Here is a 16,612-nt window from a genome sequence, read left to right on the forward strand (position 1 = left end):
CCGCACGCGAAGCGCGTGAAGCCCGCCGCGACGGTCGCCCAGGCGAAAACCGCGGTCGCCGCGGTGAGCGCAACGGCCCACGCGAAGGCGGACGTGAAGGTGGCCGTGACGGCAACCGCGAAGGCGGCCGTGATGGCAACCGTGAAGGTGGTCGCGACAACGCCGGTGAAGGCCGTGGCCGCCGCGGCGAACGCGCTGACGGTCGCACCGAAGGACGTGGCGAAGGCCGCAACGGCCCAGGCCGCGATGGTGAGCGCGCGGAAGGCCGCAACGGCCGCAACGAGCGCCCTGAAGGCGAACGCAACAGCCGCAACCGCGGCGAGCGCGGTGAACGTGGCGAGCGCGGCGGCCGTGAACAAGAGGCACGCCAACCGCTGGAAGCCGCGGCACATCTGGCGCAAGTCGGTGCGGTCGACGGTGAAGTTTCGCTCGAGGCCGATGGCCGCGGCGAGCGCGGCCCGCGCCGCGAACGCGGCGAGCGTGGCGAGCGCCCTGAAGGCAACGGCCGCCGCGAACGCGGTGAACGTGGCGAGCGCCGTGAACGCGCTCCCCGCCCGGCCGAAGCTCCCGCAGCCGAAGGCCAGCCGCAAGAACTGAACGCTCCCGTGCTCGAAGCGGCTGTGGTCGAAGGCGAAGGCTTCCAGCCCCAGGCGACGAATGCCGAAGGCGAACCCCGCCAGCGCCGTTCGCGTGACCGCTACGGCCGTGACCGCCGCGAGCGTGGCGAACGCCCCGCACGTGACGCCCAGCCCGCGTTCGACGCCGCCGAGCCCGCCGAAGGCGACGCTCCGGTGCAAGTGTCCGAACAGGCCGATGCCGAGCCCGCACGCCGCAGCTACTTCAGCGCCAACACAGGCGAAGCCGCAGCGCCCGCACCCGTGGCCGCAGCGCCTGTAGCGCCGGCTCCGGTCGCCGCAGCGCCCGTGGCACCGGTGGCTCCGGTGGCTCCTGCCCCCGTGGCCGCAGCGCCTGTCGCTCCCGTCGAAGCTGCTCCCGTGGCAGTGGCCGCCGCTCCCGTGGCCGCCCCGGTGGCCGTTGTACCGGTCGCCGTGGTCGCCGCTCCCGTGGCAGCCCCCCAGGCAGCAGCGCCCGTCGCCGCCGCCGGCCTGCCGCAGATCGCCAGCTTCACGCTGCCGCTCGATACGCTGCATGGCATTGCACGTGAGTCGGGTCTGGAATGGGTGAACTCGGACGCCGAGAAGATTGCCGCCGTCCAGGCAGCGATCGCTGCCGAACCCGTGCCCGTGCGCGTGCCACGCGAGCGCCCCGCGCCCGTGGTGATCGACGAAGGCCCGCTGGTGCTGGTCGAAACCCGTCGTGACCTGCGCGACATGACGCTGCCGTTCGAGCAGTCCAGCAACGCTTAAATGCGCTGAAACCAGGGGCCTTCAGGGCCCCTGGTTGTTTCTGGGCCCTGTTCACCGATGTTCACTGATTTCCATCACCGTCCATGCTGCTGCTGCTGTCCCCTGCCAAATCCCTTGACTACGAATCCCCGCTGCCCGCGGGCCTGAAACACACGCTGCCGCAGTTCATCGCGCAATCGAGCGAACTCATCGATGTGCTGCGCCTGCAGACGCCGCAGTCGCTGGCGCAGCTGATGGGCCTGAGCGACAAGCTCGCCGCACTGAATGTGGCGCGCTACGCGGCCTGGAGCCCCAAGTTCACCGCCGAGAACGCGCGCCAGGCGCTGTTCGCTTTCAATGGCGATGTCTATGAAGGCCTGCAGGCCGGCACGCTGTCCGCGCCCGACATCGCCTGGGCCCAGGAGCATCTGGCGATGCTCAGCGGCCTGTACGGGGTTCTGCGCCCGCTGGACCGCATGCAGCCCTACCGCCTCGAAATGGGCACGCGCCTGGCCACGCCCGCGGGCAGCAACCTGTATGCGTTCTGGGGCCAGCAGATTGCCGAACACCTGAACCAGCGCCAGAAAGACCAGGCCGATCCGGTGGTCGTCAACCTCGCGTCGCAGGAATACTTCAAGTCGGTGGACCGCAAGCATCTGCGCGCGCGCGTGATCGAATGCGTGTTCGAGGACTTCAAGGGCGGCAAGTACAAGATCATCAGCTTCCACGCCAAGCGCGCGCGCGGCATGATGGCCCGCCACGTGGTGCAGCAGCGGCTTACACGGCCCGCACAGTTGCAAGGTTTTGCGGCCGAAGGCTATGCTTTTGCCGACAACGCCTCGACGCCCGAACGTCTGGTGTTCCGTCGCCAGGCCGACTGATTGCGCCACACCGGCCCCGTTTTCTTTTCGCTCAGGTCAAAATAGGCGGTCAGGCCCAGGCCGCCATCCCCTGATTGCCATGCCCCATTCCATGACTTCCTCCTCGACAGCGCAAGGCCCGGCCGTTGCCGGCGCCTCCCCGCAACTGCTCCAATGGATCGCCGAGCAGCGCCGGATCGGCGTGCTCGACGCCACCATGCTCACGGCGATGACCGCCGCGGGCTGGAACGAAGCGGTGGCGCGTGCGGCCCTGCAGATGCCGGCGGAGCGCGCATCGCCCACTGTGGGCCTGCCCGAGCCCGACCTCGCGGGCGAGCCCGGCGTGATCGATGTCGGCGACCGCGAAGTGCGCGTGCTGATGAGCATGAAGTCGCCACGCGTGGTGCTGTTCGGCCAGGTCTTCTCCGATGCCGAATGCGCGGCGCTGATCGACGCCGCGCGCCCGCGGCTGTCGCGCTCGCTGACCGTCGAGACCGCGTCGGGCGGCGAGGAGATCAACGCCGACCGCACCAGCGACGGCATGTTCTTCCAGCGCGGCGAGCTGCCGCTGGTGCAGCAGCTCGAAGAGCGCATTGCCCGGCTGCTCAACTGGCCCATAGAGAACGGCGAAGGCCTGCAGGTGCTGCGCTACGGCCCCGGTGCCGAGTACAAACCGCACCACGACTATTTCGCGCCCGAAGAGCCAGGCACGGCGACCATCCTGCGCCGCGGCGGCCAGCGCGTGGGCACGCTGATCATCTACCTCAACGAGCCCGCACAGGGCGGCGCGACCATCTTCCCCGAATCGGCGCTGCAGGTCGTGCCCCAGCGCGGCCATGCGGTGTTTTTCAGCTATGACCAGCCCGACCCCGGAACCCGCACGCTGCACGGCGGCGCTCCCGTCATCAAGGGCGAAAAGTGGATTGCAACCAAATGGTTGCGCGAGGGACGGTTCGATTAACCCGGCGGGCCCGGCGCACCCGGCGGTTTCCGCCGGGGTTTTGCCGGGGTTTTGCCCCCCTCTTCAACGGCCCAGTCGCCGCAAATTACCAGATTCTCCGAATGAACACCCCTGAACACTCGCAGTTGGGCAAGACCTCTGCGTACATCGACCAGTACGACGCGAGCCTGCTGTTTCCGCTGCCGCGCCAACCCAAGCGCGCCGAGCTCGGTCTGGGCGAGCAGCCGCCGTTCTTCGGCGCCGATCTCTGGACCGCGTTCGAGCTGTCCTGGCTCAACCTGCGCGGCAAGCCCCAGGTCGCGCTCGCGCATGTGACCATTCCCTGCGAGACGCCCAACATCATCGAGAGCAAGTCGTTCAAGCTGTATCTCAACAGCTTCAACAATGCGCGCTTCGCCGATGCCAGCGAAGTCCTGGCGCGGTTGCGTGCCGACCTGGGCGAAGCCGCCTGGCGCGGCAGCGCGCAAGCCGGCAGCGTGGGCGTGACGCTGCTGTCGCCCGAAATGTTCGACCGCCAGCAGGTACATGAATTCGACGGCATCAGCCTCGACCGCCTCGACGTCGAATGCACGCACTACCAGCCCGCGCCCGAACTGCTGCGCGCCGACGACAGCCAGCCCGCGGTCACCGAAACGCTGACCAGCAACCTGCTCAAGAGCAATTGTCTGGTCACGGGCCAGCCCGACTGGGGCAGCGTGCAGATCCGCTACACGGGCGCGAAGATCGACGAGGAAAGCCTGCTGCAATACATCGTGAGCTTTCGCAACCACAACGAATTCCACGAGCAGTGCGTGGAACGCATCTTCATGGACATCTGGCGCCGCTGCGCTCCGCTCAAGCTGTCGGTCTACGCGCGCTACACGCGCCGCGGCGGCCTCGACATCAACCCGCTGCGCACCAGCCATCCGCAGGCGCTGCCGGGCAATATCCGCAACGCAAGGCAATAGCCGCCTGCGCCACGCGCAGCGGCCAAGGTGTACCAAGCGCGCAACGCCTGCCTGGCTCCCAGCGCAGGCCTTGCCGTCTTCGTCAGTCAATCATTGATAATGGATATCATTCTCATTGAAGTCTGAATGATCGCTATCGATGGCTGCTGGCATCTCCGATTCCCCGTGCGACCTGTCCACTCTCTACATCGAGCACCACAACTGGCTGCACGGCTGGCTGCGGCGCAAGCTGGGCGATCACGCCCAGGCCCAGGATCTCGCGCATGACACCTTCGTGCAGCTGCTGGGCGCGCGCACCCTGCCCCCGCTGGTCGAGCCGCGCGCCTATCTGACGACCATCGCCAAGCGCACGCTGTTCGACTTCTGGCGCCGGCGCGACCTGGAGCATGCCTACCTCGATGCGCTCGCGCACCAGCCCCAGGCCGCCCACCCCTCGGAAGAGCAGCGCTACGCCGCATTGCAGGCCCTGCAGGAGTTGGATCGTCTGCTGGCCAGCCTGCCGCCCAAGGCTCGCCATGTGTTCCTGCTCAACCAGATCCAAGAACTGACCTATCGCGAAATCGGCGAACAGCTTGGCCTGCCGCTGATCACCGTGCGCCGCTACATGGCGCGCGCCATCGAAGTCTGCTGCGCCCACGAACTGGGACTCGCATGAGCCGCGCCCTGCCCGACCCGGCGCTGATACGCGAAGCCATAGGCTGGCTGGTGGAAGCACGCTCGGGCGAGATGACGCCGCGCCAATGGGCACAGCTGCAGCAATGGCGCCAGTCAAGCAGCCAGCACGAAGCGGCCTGGCAGGCGGTGGACCGGGCTGTCGGCCGCAACGTGCACCCGCTCGTGCAACAAACGCCGCTGCAGCAGCAGGCCGCCGTGGGCGCGCTGGTGCGGCCACGCCGCCGGCATGTGGTCAGCGGCTCGTTCGCGCTCGCCGGTGTGCTGGCCTCGACCGGCTGGATCGCCAACCGCCTGACGCCGCTGTCGGGCCTGCTGGCCGATGCCCATACCGCGACCGGCGAACTGCGCACGCTGGACCTGCCCGACGGCAGCCAGTTGCTGCTTGCGCCGCGCAGCATTGCCGACCTCGATTTCAACGCCGAACGCAGACTGGTGCGGCTGTCGCAGGGTGCGCTGATTGCCACGGTCACGCCAGATCAGGCTCGCCCCTTCATCGTCGCCACGGCACAGGGCGAGGTGCGTGCGCTGGGCACGCGCTACCTGGTGCGTCAGACGCCCGAAGACACACAGGTCGCGGTACTGCAGCACCGTGTCGTGCTGCGAAGCCGCAGCGGCGGCGCGCAGGAACTCGGCGAAGGCCGCTGCGCCTGGATCATGGCCGACGGCCGCATACGCGCCGACGACCGCCGCGCCAAGGAAGCCGCGGCCTGGCAGCACGGCATGCTGCTGGCCAACGACGAATCGCTGGGTGATGTGATAGCGGCGCTGCGGCCCTACCGCGCAGGCCTGCTGCGCATCTCGCCCGAAGCCGCGCGCCTGCGCGTGCTCGGTGCGTTTGCGCTCGACAACACCGACCACGCTCTGCAGGCGCTGGCCGACAACCTGCCGATACGCATCCAGCGCTACAGCGCCGGCTGGCTGACGACCATAGACACCTGAGATCCGGCAGCAGGCGCTGAATTTCAAAATAAATCGCGCCGCGATGAGCACTTTTTCCCTGCTCGCCGCACATGGACAGTGTCAGTCATCGATTCACCATCCTGAGAGAACACCGTCCATGTCCACCCACCAACGCCTGCCCGGCGTGCGCGCCCACGGCGTGCCCTCATCGCTCACCTGGATCGCCGCCGCGGCGCTGCTGCTTTCGGCCCAGGCGGCCGTCGCTCAGACCCCGGCAGCGCCCCATGCCGCAGCGCGCGCTGCGCAAGCCATCGACTTCGATCTTCCCTCCGGGCCGCTCGGCCAGACGCTGCTGGCCATTGCCCAGCAAGGCGGCCAGGTGATCGCCACCGATCCGGCCCTGGTCGCGGGCCGCCAGGCGCCGGCCGTGCGCGGCCGCTACAGCCCCGAACAGGCCGCTCGCCTGGCGCTGGCCGGCCAGCCGCTGGCGCTGACGCGCAATGCCAATGGCGTGTGGAGCCTCGCGCCCGCCGCGCTCGCGCCCGCTGGCGCCGCCAGCAGCACGACGCTGTCCGAAGTGCGCGTCACGGCGCAAGGCATGGCGGGCCTGGGCGCGACCACCGAAGGCACGGGCTCGTACACCACACACAGCGCGAGCACCGCCACGCGGCTGAACCTGTCATTGCGCGAGACGCCGCAGTCGGTCAGCGTGATGACGCGCCAGCAGATCGAGGACCAGGGCCTGCAGTCCGTGGAAGACGTGGCACTTCAGGTCACGGGCCTGACCTTGACGCGTGGCGCGCCCGAGCGCACCCAGATGCGCGCGCGCGGCTTCAACATCGGCACCATCATGGTGGATGGCGTCCCCACGAATCTGGATTCCGACATGACCGGGCTCAATACCCTGGCCATGTATGACCACGTCGAAGTGCTGCGTGGCGCGGCCGGCCTGCTGCAAGGAACCGGCAACCCCTCCGCGACCATCAATCTGCTGCGCAAGCGGCCGACACACGAGACGCAAGTCAAGCTCACGGGCAGTGCCGGCCGCTGGAACAACTACCGCACCGAACTCGATGCCGGCGGCCCGCTCAATGCTGCCGGGACGCTGCGCGGACGCACCGTCATTGCCTACCAGGACACCGATTCGTTCCGCGACCACTACAACAACGAGCGCCGGCTGGTCTACGGCACGCTGGAAGCCGACCTCGGCCCCGACACCACGCTGAGCGTGGGCGCTGCGTACAACCGCGAGGTCAACAATGGCTCGGCCTGGTATGGCCTGCCCACGTACAGCGACGGCAGCTTGCTGCCGGTCAGCCGTTCTGCCAACTACACGCCGCCATGGGCCTATTGGAACAAGCAGAATCAACGAATATTTGCAGACCTCGAGCACCGCTGGCAGAACGGCTGGAAAGCCAAGCTCTCGGCCCAGGCCAGCAATGCCGACATGGCAGCGCTCTACAACAGCACAGCGCGCGTGGCGGGCGGCGAAACCCTGCGTTACGGTTTCGTGGGCGACTCGGACTACACCGAGCACATGCGCGGCCTGGACCTGCATGCCTCGGGCCCTCTCACGCTGCTGGGACGCAAGCACGATCTTCTGGTTGGAGCGACCTGGCGCAATCAAATGCTGCATTCGACCGGCCGCTCGGCGCCTGGATACAGCTTCGTCTTCGACCCGACGCAGCCTTGGCAGACCGCCAACGCGCCGTATCCAACGCTTGGAGCTCCGTGGGGCAACCAGCTGGACCGCGTCAAGCAATATGGCAGCTACGTCACCACCCGCCTGAACCTGGCCGACCCATTGAAACTGATCCTGGGTTCACGCCTGGACTGGTACGACTACGAGACCAGCTACAACGGCAGCGGCAGCGGCTATTCCGTGGACCGCAAGTTCACCCCCTATGCCGGTGTGGTGTACGACCTCGATGACACCTACTCGCTGTACGGCAGCTGGACGAAGATTTTCCAGCCCCAAGGCAGCAAGGCGCGCAGCGGCACCCTTCTGCCGCCGGTCACCGGCACCAACTACGAAGTCGGCATCAAGGGGGAATACCTGAACGGTGCCTTGAATGGCAGCCTGGCCGCATTCAAGATACTGCAGACCAATCTGGCCAGAAGCCTGCCGAGCAGCGAGTGCGCGCCGGGCGTGCCTTCTTGCGCGGAAGCGGCAGGAGAAGTCGAGAGCAAGGGGCTGGAGCTGGAAATTGCCGGCCAACTGGCGTCCAGCTGGCAGGTCACGGCGGGCTACACCTTTGCCAAGGCCCAATACACGCAAGCCACCAGCGCCGCCGCAGCCGGGGCCCGATTTGCCACCGACCAGCCGCGCCATCTGTTCAAGCTGTTCACCACCTATCGCCTGCCCGGCGAACTGAACGCCTGGCGCGCAGGTGGCGGATTGCGCCTGCAAAGCGATATATACCAGCACACCGGCAATGCGCGCGTGCGCCAGGGCGGGTATGCGGTGGTCGATCTGATGGTGGCCTGGCAGGCCACGCCCAATCTGGACCTGCGCCTGAACGTCGCCAACCTGTTCGACAAGCACTACTACGAGTCGATTGGTTCGACCCTCAACGGCAACGGCTTCGGCGCGCCGCGCAACTGGCTGCTGACCGCGAACTACCGGTTCTGACGGCTTGCGCCGCGCGCGCGCCCGATCTCAATCGAGCCTGAACACCGCCACCGACCGCCGCAGCATCTGCGCGCGGTGGCCCAGCGAGGCGGCCGATGCGGCAGACTCCTCGACCAGCGCCGCGTTCTGCTGCGTCACCGCGTCGAGCCGGGCCACGGCTTCGTTGACCTGGCCTATGCCCGCCGACTGTTCGCGCGTGGCGATGCTGATCTGGTGCACCAGGCTGCCCACGCGGTCCACGGCCGTGACCATGCCCTGGATGGTGTCTCCGGCCTGGGCCATGCGCGCATTGCCGTCGTTGATGCCGTCGACGGTGCTGTTGATCAGCGTGCCGATTTCCTTGGCCGAGGCCGCGCTGCGCTGGGCCAGCGCGCGCACTTCACCGGCGACCACCGCAAAGCCCCGGCCCTGCTCGCCCGCGCGCGCGGCTTCGACCGCGGCGTTGAGCGCCAGCAGATTGGTCTGGAACGCAATGCTTTCGATCACGCCGATGATTTCACGCATGCGCGTGGACGAGCCGCGAATGCGCTCCATGGCCGCGCCGACTTCCTGGATGGCGGCGCCGCTGCGGCCTGCCACTTGGGTGCTCTGCTCGCTTTCATCGGCCATGCGCTGCGCGGTCTCGGCGGTCTGGCTCACGGTGCCCGACAGCTCTTCCATCGACGCCGCGGTCTGCTGCAGGCTCGTGGCCTGCGACTCGGTGCGATTGGCCAGGTCGGCACTGCCCCGGGCGATTTCCTGTGAAGTCTGGGCAAAGCCCTGCACGTCGTGCAGCAGATCGCCGAGCACGGCGCGCAGATTGATCTGGATCTGCTGCATGCGCCGCAGCAGGTTGCCCATCTCGCCCGAATAGCGGTTGTCGGGCACGGTCATGAGATTGCAGCCCGCGAGGTCCGATGCGAACTGACCCGCGGCCTCGAGACCCGCCGCGCAGCGCGAGTGAAAACGCCACAGCACCCAGGCCGAACCCAGCGCCAGCACCACCGAGCGAGCGCCCCAGGCCAAGGGCCCGGTCCAGCCCAGCACATCGGGCAGCAGCGCCAGCACGGCGACGATGACCAGCATCAGCGCCATGCGCGCGGTGAGTCCCAGGTCATGCCACTGGCTGGCCACGGCGCGCCAGCCCAGGGCGCGCACTTCGCCGCCGCGCAGGCGCAAGGTGGCCCGGCCCGAAGCCTCTTCGGCGCGCATGCGCGCGTACAGCGCTTCGGCGTCGCGCACTTCGTTCGCTGCGGGTTTGCTGCGCACCGACATATAGCCGTTCGGCTTGCCGTTCTGCATGATGGGCGTGACGTTGGCGCGCACCCAGTAATGGTCGCCGTTCTTGCGGCGGTTCTTGACCAGGCCGGTCCAGGGGTAGCCATGGGCGATCGTGCGCCACATGTCCTTGAAGGCGGCGGCCGGCATATCGGGGTGGCGCACCAGATTGTGCGGCTGGCCCATCAGCTCTTCGTAGGAATAGCCGCTGACGCGCACGAACGCGGCGTTGCAATGGGTGATTTCGCCCTTGGTATTGGTCGTCGAGACCAACAGCTCACCGTCTGAAAAATCATGGTTGTTTTGGGTGACGGGCAAATTGACGCGCATGCGCTGGGCTCCTGGCTTGTAGTTCTCGGGCACGGAAAAGCCGTGCAGGCCCATCGAAGGGCCTGCCAGCGATCATCGCATAGCCTGAAGCGCTTTCAGCGGCGCAAAAGCCCGGGCATGGAACTCAATCCAGGCTGATCTTCGACGTGGCCGCGACACGCTTCCATGTGGCGACATCGTTGGCGATGACGACGGCGAAATCGTTGGGCGAACTCGCGACCACGGTGCCCCCCAGTTCGGCCAGCCGCTGGCGCAGCTGCGGATCGGCCAGGGCCTGCACGCTGGCCTTGTGCAGCTTGTCGCGAATGTCCTTGGGCAGACCCTTGGGCGCGAGCAGGCCGTTCCAGGCCTGGACGGCATAGCCCGCGACGCCCGATTCGGCGAACGTGGGCACGTCGGGCAATTCGCTGCTGCGCTGGGCCGTGGCCACGGCGATGGGGCGGATCTTGCCCGATTTGATGTGCGGCAGCGACGCCGGCAGAGGCTCCCACAGCATCGACACCTGGCCGCCGATCAGATCGGTGAACGCCGGGCCGGCGCCGCGATAAGGCACATGCATCAGCTCTATGCCCGACTTTGCCTTGAACAGCTCCATCGCCAGATGGCCCAGGCCGCCCGCGCCCGACGACGCGTACGACAGCTGGCCCGGCTGGGCCTTGCTCAGCGCCACCAGCTCCTTGATGTTGTTGGCCTTGACCGAAGGGTGAACGCTCAGCACGCCGGGCACGGTGATGACCTGGGTGATGGGCGTGAAGTCCTTGACCGCATCGTAGGGCAGCTTGGTGTAGACCGCCGGATTGGTGCCGTGGGTGCTCGAAGTCGCGCCCAGCAGCGTGTAGCCATCGGGCTTGGCGTCGGCCACCTGGCGCGTGCCCAGCGAGCCGCCCGCACCGGCCTTGTTCTCCACGATCACCGACGTCTGCAGCACCTGCGCCAATTGCTGGGCGAACAGGCGATTGACCACGTCGGCCGTGCCGCCGGGCGGGAACGGCACGATCAGGCGAATGGGCTGGTCCGCGCTGGGCCAGGCGGCGTCGGCGGCCATGGCGGGCTGCAGGCCCGCGGTGCCGGCCAGGGCCGCCAGGGCCGAGGCGGCAGCCAGGCTGTGGGTCACGAAATTACGGCGTTGCATACGAGTCATCTCCTTTTTGAATTTCATTGCGTCGAATCCTTGAGCCAGTCCAGCACACGCTGCAATACCTCGTCGCCGTTGGTATCGAGCATGCAGAAATGCGAATTGCCGCGCAGGCCCGCGGCCGGCAGGTCGAGCACATCGGCCCGGCCCCCGGCACGCGCCAGGCCCTGCCAATAGGCGTCGGTCTGGGCACGATAGGTCTGCCATTGCGGGCTGTGTTCGAAGTGGTCGCCCCAGACCGCGAGGTGCGCAATCGCCGCCGCGGGCTGCGGGCCGGCATGCGGCGCCGGCATGCCCGTGGGCTCTATGCCGATGACGGCGCGCACCAACTGCGGCTGGCGGCAGGCCGCATGCGCGGCAAAGCCGCCGCCCTGGCTGTGGCCCATCACCACGCAGGGGCCGAAGCGCTGCAGCAGCGCGTCGTAGGCCGCCGCCGCCATGGCCTCATGGCCTATCCAGCGCGGCACCATCTGCTTGACCAGCTCGTCGAAGCACTGCGACGGAAAGCGCTGGCCGGCGAACGGCGCGCCGTAGCCGCCAGGCGCGGCATGGCCTATGCGAAACAGCCGCCAGGCCTCCTGCGCGCTGCGAAACACCGGCGCCTCGGCGTAGATCTCGGGAAACATCGCCCAGCCCGCGCGCCCGCGCTCCACGGCGTCGCAGACCACCACGTCATGGCCGGCCTGCAGCAGCCGCCACAGCCAGCCTTCGCGGCCGTCGGGCGTCGATTCCCACTGCGCGCCGGTCATTCCTCCGCCATGCCACAGCAGTACGGGCAAGGCGCTGCGCGGGCGCGCGAGCCGGTATTCCATCGCGTACATCTGGCCCACGGCGTAGCTGCCGTTCATGTCCAGCGCGCGCTGGCCGCCATTGCGCACCATTTCCCTGTGCTGTATCGGCAGATCCTGCACGCAACGCTGCGCGCCGCCGATGAAGTGGCTCTGAATCTTCCTGAGGCACACTTCAGGCATATGAGGGCTTTCTTTGCATGCCAGCATGCTAGGCCAGGGCCGGCGCGCGGCCCTGCCGATTGCGCTCGCCATGTGCCGTTTCGGCACAGCCCCATTTTTATTCAATGCATGAACTAAACGTCAAACTGCTGCAGGATCTGCAGGCCCTGGCCGACACCGGCAGCCTGTACAAGGCCGCCGAGCGCCGCCACATCACCCACCCGGCCTTCGGCCGGCGCATACGCGCGCTCGAGGAATGGGCCGGCACGCCGCTGGTCGAACGCGGCCACCAGTCGAGCACGCTGACGCCCGCGGGCAAGACGCTGCTGGCTTCGGCGCATGAAGTGCTGAGCATCCTGGAGCAGACGCACAGCTTGCTGCAGCAGCCGGGACGGGTGCGCGAAGAGACCATCACCATCGCGGCCGGGCGCACGCTGTCGCACAAGGTGCTGCCGGGCACGATCGCCGCACTCAAGCAGGCCATGCCGCATCTGTGCTGGAAGGTCACCACGACCAGCCTGGATTTCGGCGTCGACATGCTGCTGGAGGGCAAGGTCGATCTGCTGCTGTGCCATGCCCAGCCGGCGATCGAAAGCAGCCTGCAGGGGCATGACCTGACCTATCTGCCCGTGGGCCAGGACACGCTGATTCCGGTCAGCATTCCGCTGGTGCCGCAGCTGCCGCGCTATGCGCTGCCCTGCGACGGCGGCGACCCGGTCGTGCCGTTCCTGGCCTACGCGCACAGCATGTCGCTGGGCAAAATCCTGCGCAGCCACATGCATGCGCTGTGCGACACCGCGCGCCTGCGCACGGTCTACGAGGCCGACCTCGCGGACGCGCTGCACGCCATGGTCCACCAGGGCCTGGGCCTGGCCTGGCTGCCGCAGACGCTGGTCCAGTCCGATCTGGCGCAGGGCCGGCTGGTGCGCGCCGCGGGCGCGGACAAGGACGTGGCGATCAACGTGCGCCTGTACCGGCGCGCGAGCAGCCAGACCAAGCCGCTCACATCCAGGGTCTGGGCCGGCCTGGAGAACATCTACGGGCGCAGCCTGCGCTCCTGAACGGCGGCACCGCCTAGAACAGCGGCGCGGTGAACGGATCGCCCGAGCCGCGCGTGCTACGCGCCGCGGCGCGTGCCGGCGGCGGCTCCTCGCCATTCTTGACCAGCGCGCCCACGCGCACGCCCAGCAGACGCAGGCGCTGCGTCAGCGGCACGCGCTTGAGGCATTGGCCGGCCGCGCGGCGAATCGCCGCGGCGTCGGCCGTGGGCAGATCGAGCGTCATGTCGCGCGTCGCCGACTTGAAGTCGGCGTAGCGCAGCTTGATGCCTATGGTGCGGCCCGAATAGCCTTTGCGCTGCAGGTCGGCCGCCACCTGTTCGCACAGCGCGGTGAAGACCTGGGCGAGTTCCGCGCGGTCTTCGCGCGCATGCAGATCGCGCTCGAACGTGGTCTCGCGGCTCATGCTCACGGGCTCGCTTTCGGTGACCACGGGGCGGTCGTCGCGGCCCCAGGCGGCTTCGTGCAGCCAGGCGCCATAGGCCTTGCCGAAATGCTGCAGCAGCCAGGCGCGCGGGCGCGCCGCGAGGTCGGCAATGGTCTCTATGCCCAGCGCCTGCAGCTTGGCTTCCGATTTGGGGCCTATGCCGTTGATCTTGCGGCAGGCCAGCGGCCAGATCAGCGCCTGCAGGTCTTCGGCGTGAACGATGGAGATGCCTTGGGGCTTGTTGAATTCGCTGGCCATCTTGGCCAGCAGCTTGTTGGGCGCAACACCGATGGAGCAGCTCAGGCCCGTGGCCTCGGCGATCGCGCCCTGCATCAGCTTGGCCAGCGAGCGCCCGCCCTGGCGCTGGCCGCCGGGCACATGGGTGAAGTCGATGTAGACCTCGTCGACACCGCGATCTTCCATCAGCGGCGCCATCGACAGCACGGTTTCCTTGAACAGCCGCGAATAGCGCCGGTATTCGGCGAAATCCACGGGCAGCAGAATGGCCTGCGGGCACAGGCGCGCGGCCTTCATCAGGCCCATCGCCGAGCCTATGCCGAACTGGCGCGCCGCATAGGTGGCGGTGGTGATCACGCCGCGGCCGGTGTAGTCCTTGAGCAGCGGAAATTCCTCGACCGGAATCGCCGACAGCGGCTGGTCGGCATAGCGCTGCAGCAGCGCGTTGTCGGGTGCGCGCCGGCCGCCGCCTATCACCAGCGGCAGGCCCTTGAGCTGGGGGTAGCGCAGCAGTTCGACCGATGCGTAGAACGCATCCATGTCGAGATGGGCAATGCGGCGCGGCAGCGGCGCTTCGGCGGAATCAGTCACTGCGGGATTGTGCGTGCAGCGGCGCCTGCGCGCCGGCACGCATTCAATACTCCAGCGTGACCAGGACCAATCCGCACAGCATCAGCAGCATGCCGATTTTCTCGGGCCAGCTCAGCGGCTCGCGCAGCACGCGGCGCGAGACCAGGTAGCTGAACACCACTTCGACCATGCCCAGCGTGCGCACCTGGGCCGCGCCCTGCATCGCATAGGCGCTGAACCAGGCCAGCGACGCGGCCGCGCCCATGCTGCCCGCGACCAGCGACACGCGCCAGGCGCGCCACACGGGCGCTATGCCGCCGGGATGGCGCCAGGCCACCCAGGCACCCAGCACCAGCGACTGCAGCGTCTGCGCCAGCGTCACGCCCCAGGCGCCGTTGATCCAGGGCGACGATTCACCCAGCGCCAGCGCCGCGCCGCGAAAGCCCACCGAGGCGATCGCGAAGCACGCGCCGCAGGCCAGGCCGTAGAGCGCCGAACGGCTGAACCAGGCCGACATGGACCAGCGCTTGTCGCGCGCGGGCAGCGACAGCGTGAGCACGCCTATGGTGGCGATGACCATGGCCACCACCGCCAGCGTCGTCGGCAACTCATGCAGGAACACGCTGGCGAACAAGGCCACCTGCAGCACTTCGGTCTTCGACAGCGTGACCGCGACCGCGAAATTGCGCTCCTTCATCGCCAGCAGCAGCATCGCCGTGCCGCCCACCTGGAACAGCGCGCCCAGCGCGATCCAGCCCAGATAGGCCAGGCTGAAATGCGGCAGGGCGCGCGGCGTCAGCAGGTAGAGCAGGCCCAGCCACAGCAGCGCGAACGGCAGGCCGTACAGAAAACGCACCAGGGTGGCAGGCAGCGTGCCAATGGCCTGGGTCAGCGTGCGCTGGGCCGCGTTGCGCGCGGTCTGGGCCAGGGCCGCGAACAGCACCATGGGAACCCAGAGCCAGGAGAAATCGATCAGAGAGGAGGACATGCGGCGGACCAGAAAATGGGGCCGGATGCCCCTGCGCCGAGCATAGCGCCCGCTGCCCGCGCGCGGCCGCGCTTTTGGCGAGGCGCGCCGCAGCGATCAGCGATTGCTGCGGCGGGCGCGATCAGGCCGCTGGAAAAGGCAAGGGATAGCTGCCCGGCACCAGGATGGAGTGGTCCACCTGGTCGATCTGCGTGCGGCCGCAGAACGCCATGCTGATGTCGAGTTCGCGCTGGATGATTTCTAGCGCGCGCGTCACGCCGGGCTGACCGTAGGCGCCCAGGCCGTAGAGAAAGCTGCGCCCGATCAGCGTGCCCCGCGCGCCCAGCGCGCGCGCCTTGAGCACGTCCTGACCGCTGCGAATGCCGCCGTCCATCCAGACTTCGATGTTCTTGCCCACGGCCTCCACGATCGACGGCAGCGCCGCGATCGACGAGGGCGCGCCGTCGAGCTGGCGCCCGCCATGGTTGCTCACGATCAGCGCGTCGGCGCCGCTGTCGACCGCATGGCGCGCATCTTCCGCGTCCATGATGCCCTTGAGAATGATCTTGCCGCCCCAGCGCTTCTTGATCCATTCGACGTCGGCCCAGCTCAGTTGCGGGTCGAACTGCTCGGCAGTCCACGACGACAGCGACGACAGATCGGACACGCCTTTCGCATGGCCCACGATGTTGCCGAACGTGCGCCGCTGCGTGCCCAGCATGCCCAGGCACCAGTGCGGCTTGGTCGCGAGATTGATCAGGTTGCGCAGCGTGGGCCGCGGCGGCGTCGACAGGCCGTTCTTGATGTCCTTGTGGCGCTGGCCCAGGATCTGCAGATCGAGCGTGATCTGCAGCGCCGAACAGTTCGCGGCCTTGGCGCGGTCTATCAGGTTTTCGATGTACTCGCGGTCGCGCATCACATACAGCTGGAACCAGAACGGATGGCGGTCCGTGGCCTGGGCCACGTCTTCGAGCGAGCAGATGCTCATGGTCGACAGCGTGAACGGAATGCCGAAGGCCTTGGCCGCGCGCGCGCCCAGAATTTCGCCGTCGGCATGCTGCATGCCGGTCAGCCCCGTGGGCGCGATCGCCACCGGCATGGCCACGTCCTGGCCCAGCATGGTGCTGCGCGTGCTGCGGCCGCTCAGGTTCACAGCCACGCGCTGGCGCAGCTTGATATGCTGGAAATCGCTTTCGTTGGCGCGGTAGGTGCCCTGGGTGTACGAACCCGAATCCGCATAGTCATAGAACATGCGCGGCACGCGGCGCTGGGCCACGGCGCGCAGGTCTTCGATGCAGGTGATTTTGGAAAGATCGGATGCCACGGTTTGCCCTTTTCTAATCAGGCTGCATCGTAATGC

15 protein-coding genes are annotated in these 16,612 nt (G+C 67.9%); 8 read left to right on the forward strand and 7 right to left on the reverse strand.

Going from position 1 to position 16,612, the window contains the following annotated elements; genetic code table 11:
* Nucleotides 1–590: hypothetical protein (locus tag KHY18_RS03705; protein ID WP_213294457.1), on the reverse strand; the 590-nt coding region annotated here is incomplete at its 3' end.
* Nucleotides 591–605: 15 nt separating this feature from the next.
* On the opposite strand from KHY18_RS03705, the gene KHY18_RS03710 reads away from it, so the two are divergent.
* The 7 genes from KHY18_RS03710 to KHY18_RS03740 all read left to right on the forward strand — a co-directional run bounded on the left by KHY18_RS03710 (nucleotide 606) and on the right by KHY18_RS03740 (nucleotide 8,321).
* On the forward strand, nucleotides 606–1,367 hold the full coding sequence (locus tag KHY18_RS03710; RefSeq protein ID WP_213294458.1) for a hypothetical protein: 762 nt from the start codon (nucleotides 606–608) through the stop codon (nucleotides 1,365–1,367).
* A gap of 83 nt (nucleotides 1,368–1,450) precedes the next feature.
* Nucleotides 1,451–2,227 carry a peroxide stress protein YaaA gene (gene yaaA, locus KHY18_RS03715; RefSeq protein WP_213294459.1) on the forward strand — a complete coding sequence of 259 codons (777 nt, stop codon included), beginning with the start codon at nucleotides 1,451–1,453 and terminating at the stop codon, nucleotides 2,225–2,227.
* A 91-nt stretch (nucleotides 2,228–2,318) separates the two neighbouring features.
* Nucleotides 2,319–3,167 (forward strand): 2OG-Fe(II) oxygenase, encoded by an 849-nt coding sequence (locus KHY18_RS03720; protein WP_213294460.1) that lies wholly within the window; start codon nucleotides 2,319–2,321, stop codon nucleotides 3,165–3,167.
* Nucleotides 3,168–3,268: 101 nt separating this feature from the next.
* Nucleotides 3,269–4,114 (forward strand): NADPH-dependent 7-cyano-7-deazaguanine reductase QueF, encoded by an 846-nt coding sequence (queF, locus tag KHY18_RS03725; RefSeq protein WP_213294462.1) that lies wholly within the window; start codon nucleotides 3,269–3,271, stop codon nucleotides 4,112–4,114.
* Between the two features lie 139 nt (nucleotides 4,115–4,253).
* Complete coding sequence (locus KHY18_RS03730) at nucleotides 4,254–4,769, forward strand: sigma-70 family RNA polymerase sigma factor (protein WP_213294465.1); 516 nt, start codon at nucleotides 4,254–4,256, stop codon at nucleotides 4,767–4,769.
* Entirely contained in the window at nucleotides 4,766–5,728 is a 963-nt protein-coding gene (locus KHY18_RS03735; protein ID WP_213294468.1) for a FecR domain-containing protein, read from the forward strand. Before KHY18_RS03730 ends, KHY18_RS03735 begins: the two co-directional genes overlap by 4 nt.
* Nucleotides 5,729–5,846: 118 nt before the next feature.
* Entirely contained in the window at nucleotides 5,847–8,321 is a 2,475-nt protein-coding gene (locus KHY18_RS03740; protein ID WP_213294471.1) for a TonB-dependent siderophore receptor, read from the forward strand.
* A 27-nt stretch (nucleotides 8,322–8,348) separates the two neighbouring features.
* On the opposite strand, the gene KHY18_RS03745 is transcribed toward KHY18_RS03740, so the two are convergent.
* The 3 genes from KHY18_RS03745 to KHY18_RS03755 all read right to left on the reverse strand — a co-directional run bounded on the left by KHY18_RS03745 (nucleotide 8,349) and on the right by KHY18_RS03755 (nucleotide 12,014).
* Complete coding sequence (locus KHY18_RS03745; protein WP_213294473.1) at nucleotides 8,349–9,908, reverse strand: methyl-accepting chemotaxis protein; 1,560 nt, start codon at nucleotides 9,906–9,908, stop codon at nucleotides 8,349–8,351.
* Between the two features lie 124 nt (nucleotides 9,909–10,032).
* Entirely contained in the window at nucleotides 10,033–11,040 is a 1,008-nt protein-coding gene (locus KHY18_RS03750) for a tripartite tricarboxylate transporter substrate binding protein BugE (protein WP_213294475.1), read from the reverse strand.
* Nucleotides 11,041–11,063: 23 nt separating this feature from the next.
* Nucleotides 11,064–12,014: an alpha/beta hydrolase gene (locus KHY18_RS03755; RefSeq protein WP_249728894.1), complete on the reverse strand. Its 951-nt coding sequence runs from the start codon at nucleotides 12,012–12,014 to the stop codon at nucleotides 11,064–11,066.
* A 104-nt stretch (nucleotides 12,015–12,118) separates the two neighbouring features.
* Between KHY18_RS03755 and KHY18_RS03760 the strand changes: the two genes are divergently transcribed.
* Nucleotides 12,119–13,054 carry a LysR family transcriptional regulator gene (locus KHY18_RS03760; RefSeq protein WP_213294477.1) on the forward strand — a complete coding sequence of 312 codons (936 nt, stop codon included), beginning with the start codon at nucleotides 12,119–12,121 and terminating at the stop codon, nucleotides 13,052–13,054.
* 13 nt (nucleotides 13,055–13,067) lie between these two features.
* Here KHY18_RS03760 and KHY18_RS03765 read toward each other — a convergent pair whose 3' ends face one another.
* The 3 genes from KHY18_RS03765 to KHY18_RS03775 all read right to left on the reverse strand — a co-directional run bounded on the left by KHY18_RS03765 (nucleotide 13,068) and on the right by KHY18_RS03775 (nucleotide 16,576).
* Complete coding sequence (locus KHY18_RS03765; RefSeq protein ID WP_213294622.1) at nucleotides 13,068–14,255, reverse strand: Y-family DNA polymerase; 1,188 nt, start codon at nucleotides 14,253–14,255, stop codon at nucleotides 13,068–13,070.
* A 94-nt stretch (nucleotides 14,256–14,349) separates the two neighbouring features.
* Nucleotides 14,350–15,273, reverse strand: a complete 924-nt coding sequence (locus KHY18_RS03770; RefSeq protein WP_213294479.1) for a DMT family transporter — start codon at nucleotides 15,271–15,273, stop codon at nucleotides 14,350–14,352.
* Between the two features lie 121 nt (nucleotides 15,274–15,394).
* Entirely contained in the window at nucleotides 15,395–16,576 is a 1,182-nt protein-coding gene (locus KHY18_RS03775) for an alpha-hydroxy acid oxidase (RefSeq protein WP_213294481.1), read from the reverse strand.
* Nucleotides 16,577–16,612 lie beyond the last annotated feature (36 nt).

It is taken from the genome of Acidovorax sp. CCYZU-2555 (genome assembly GCF_018413525.1).
Taxonomy (GTDB): domain Bacteria; phylum Pseudomonadota; class Gammaproteobacteria; order Burkholderiales; family Burkholderiaceae_C; genus Comamonas.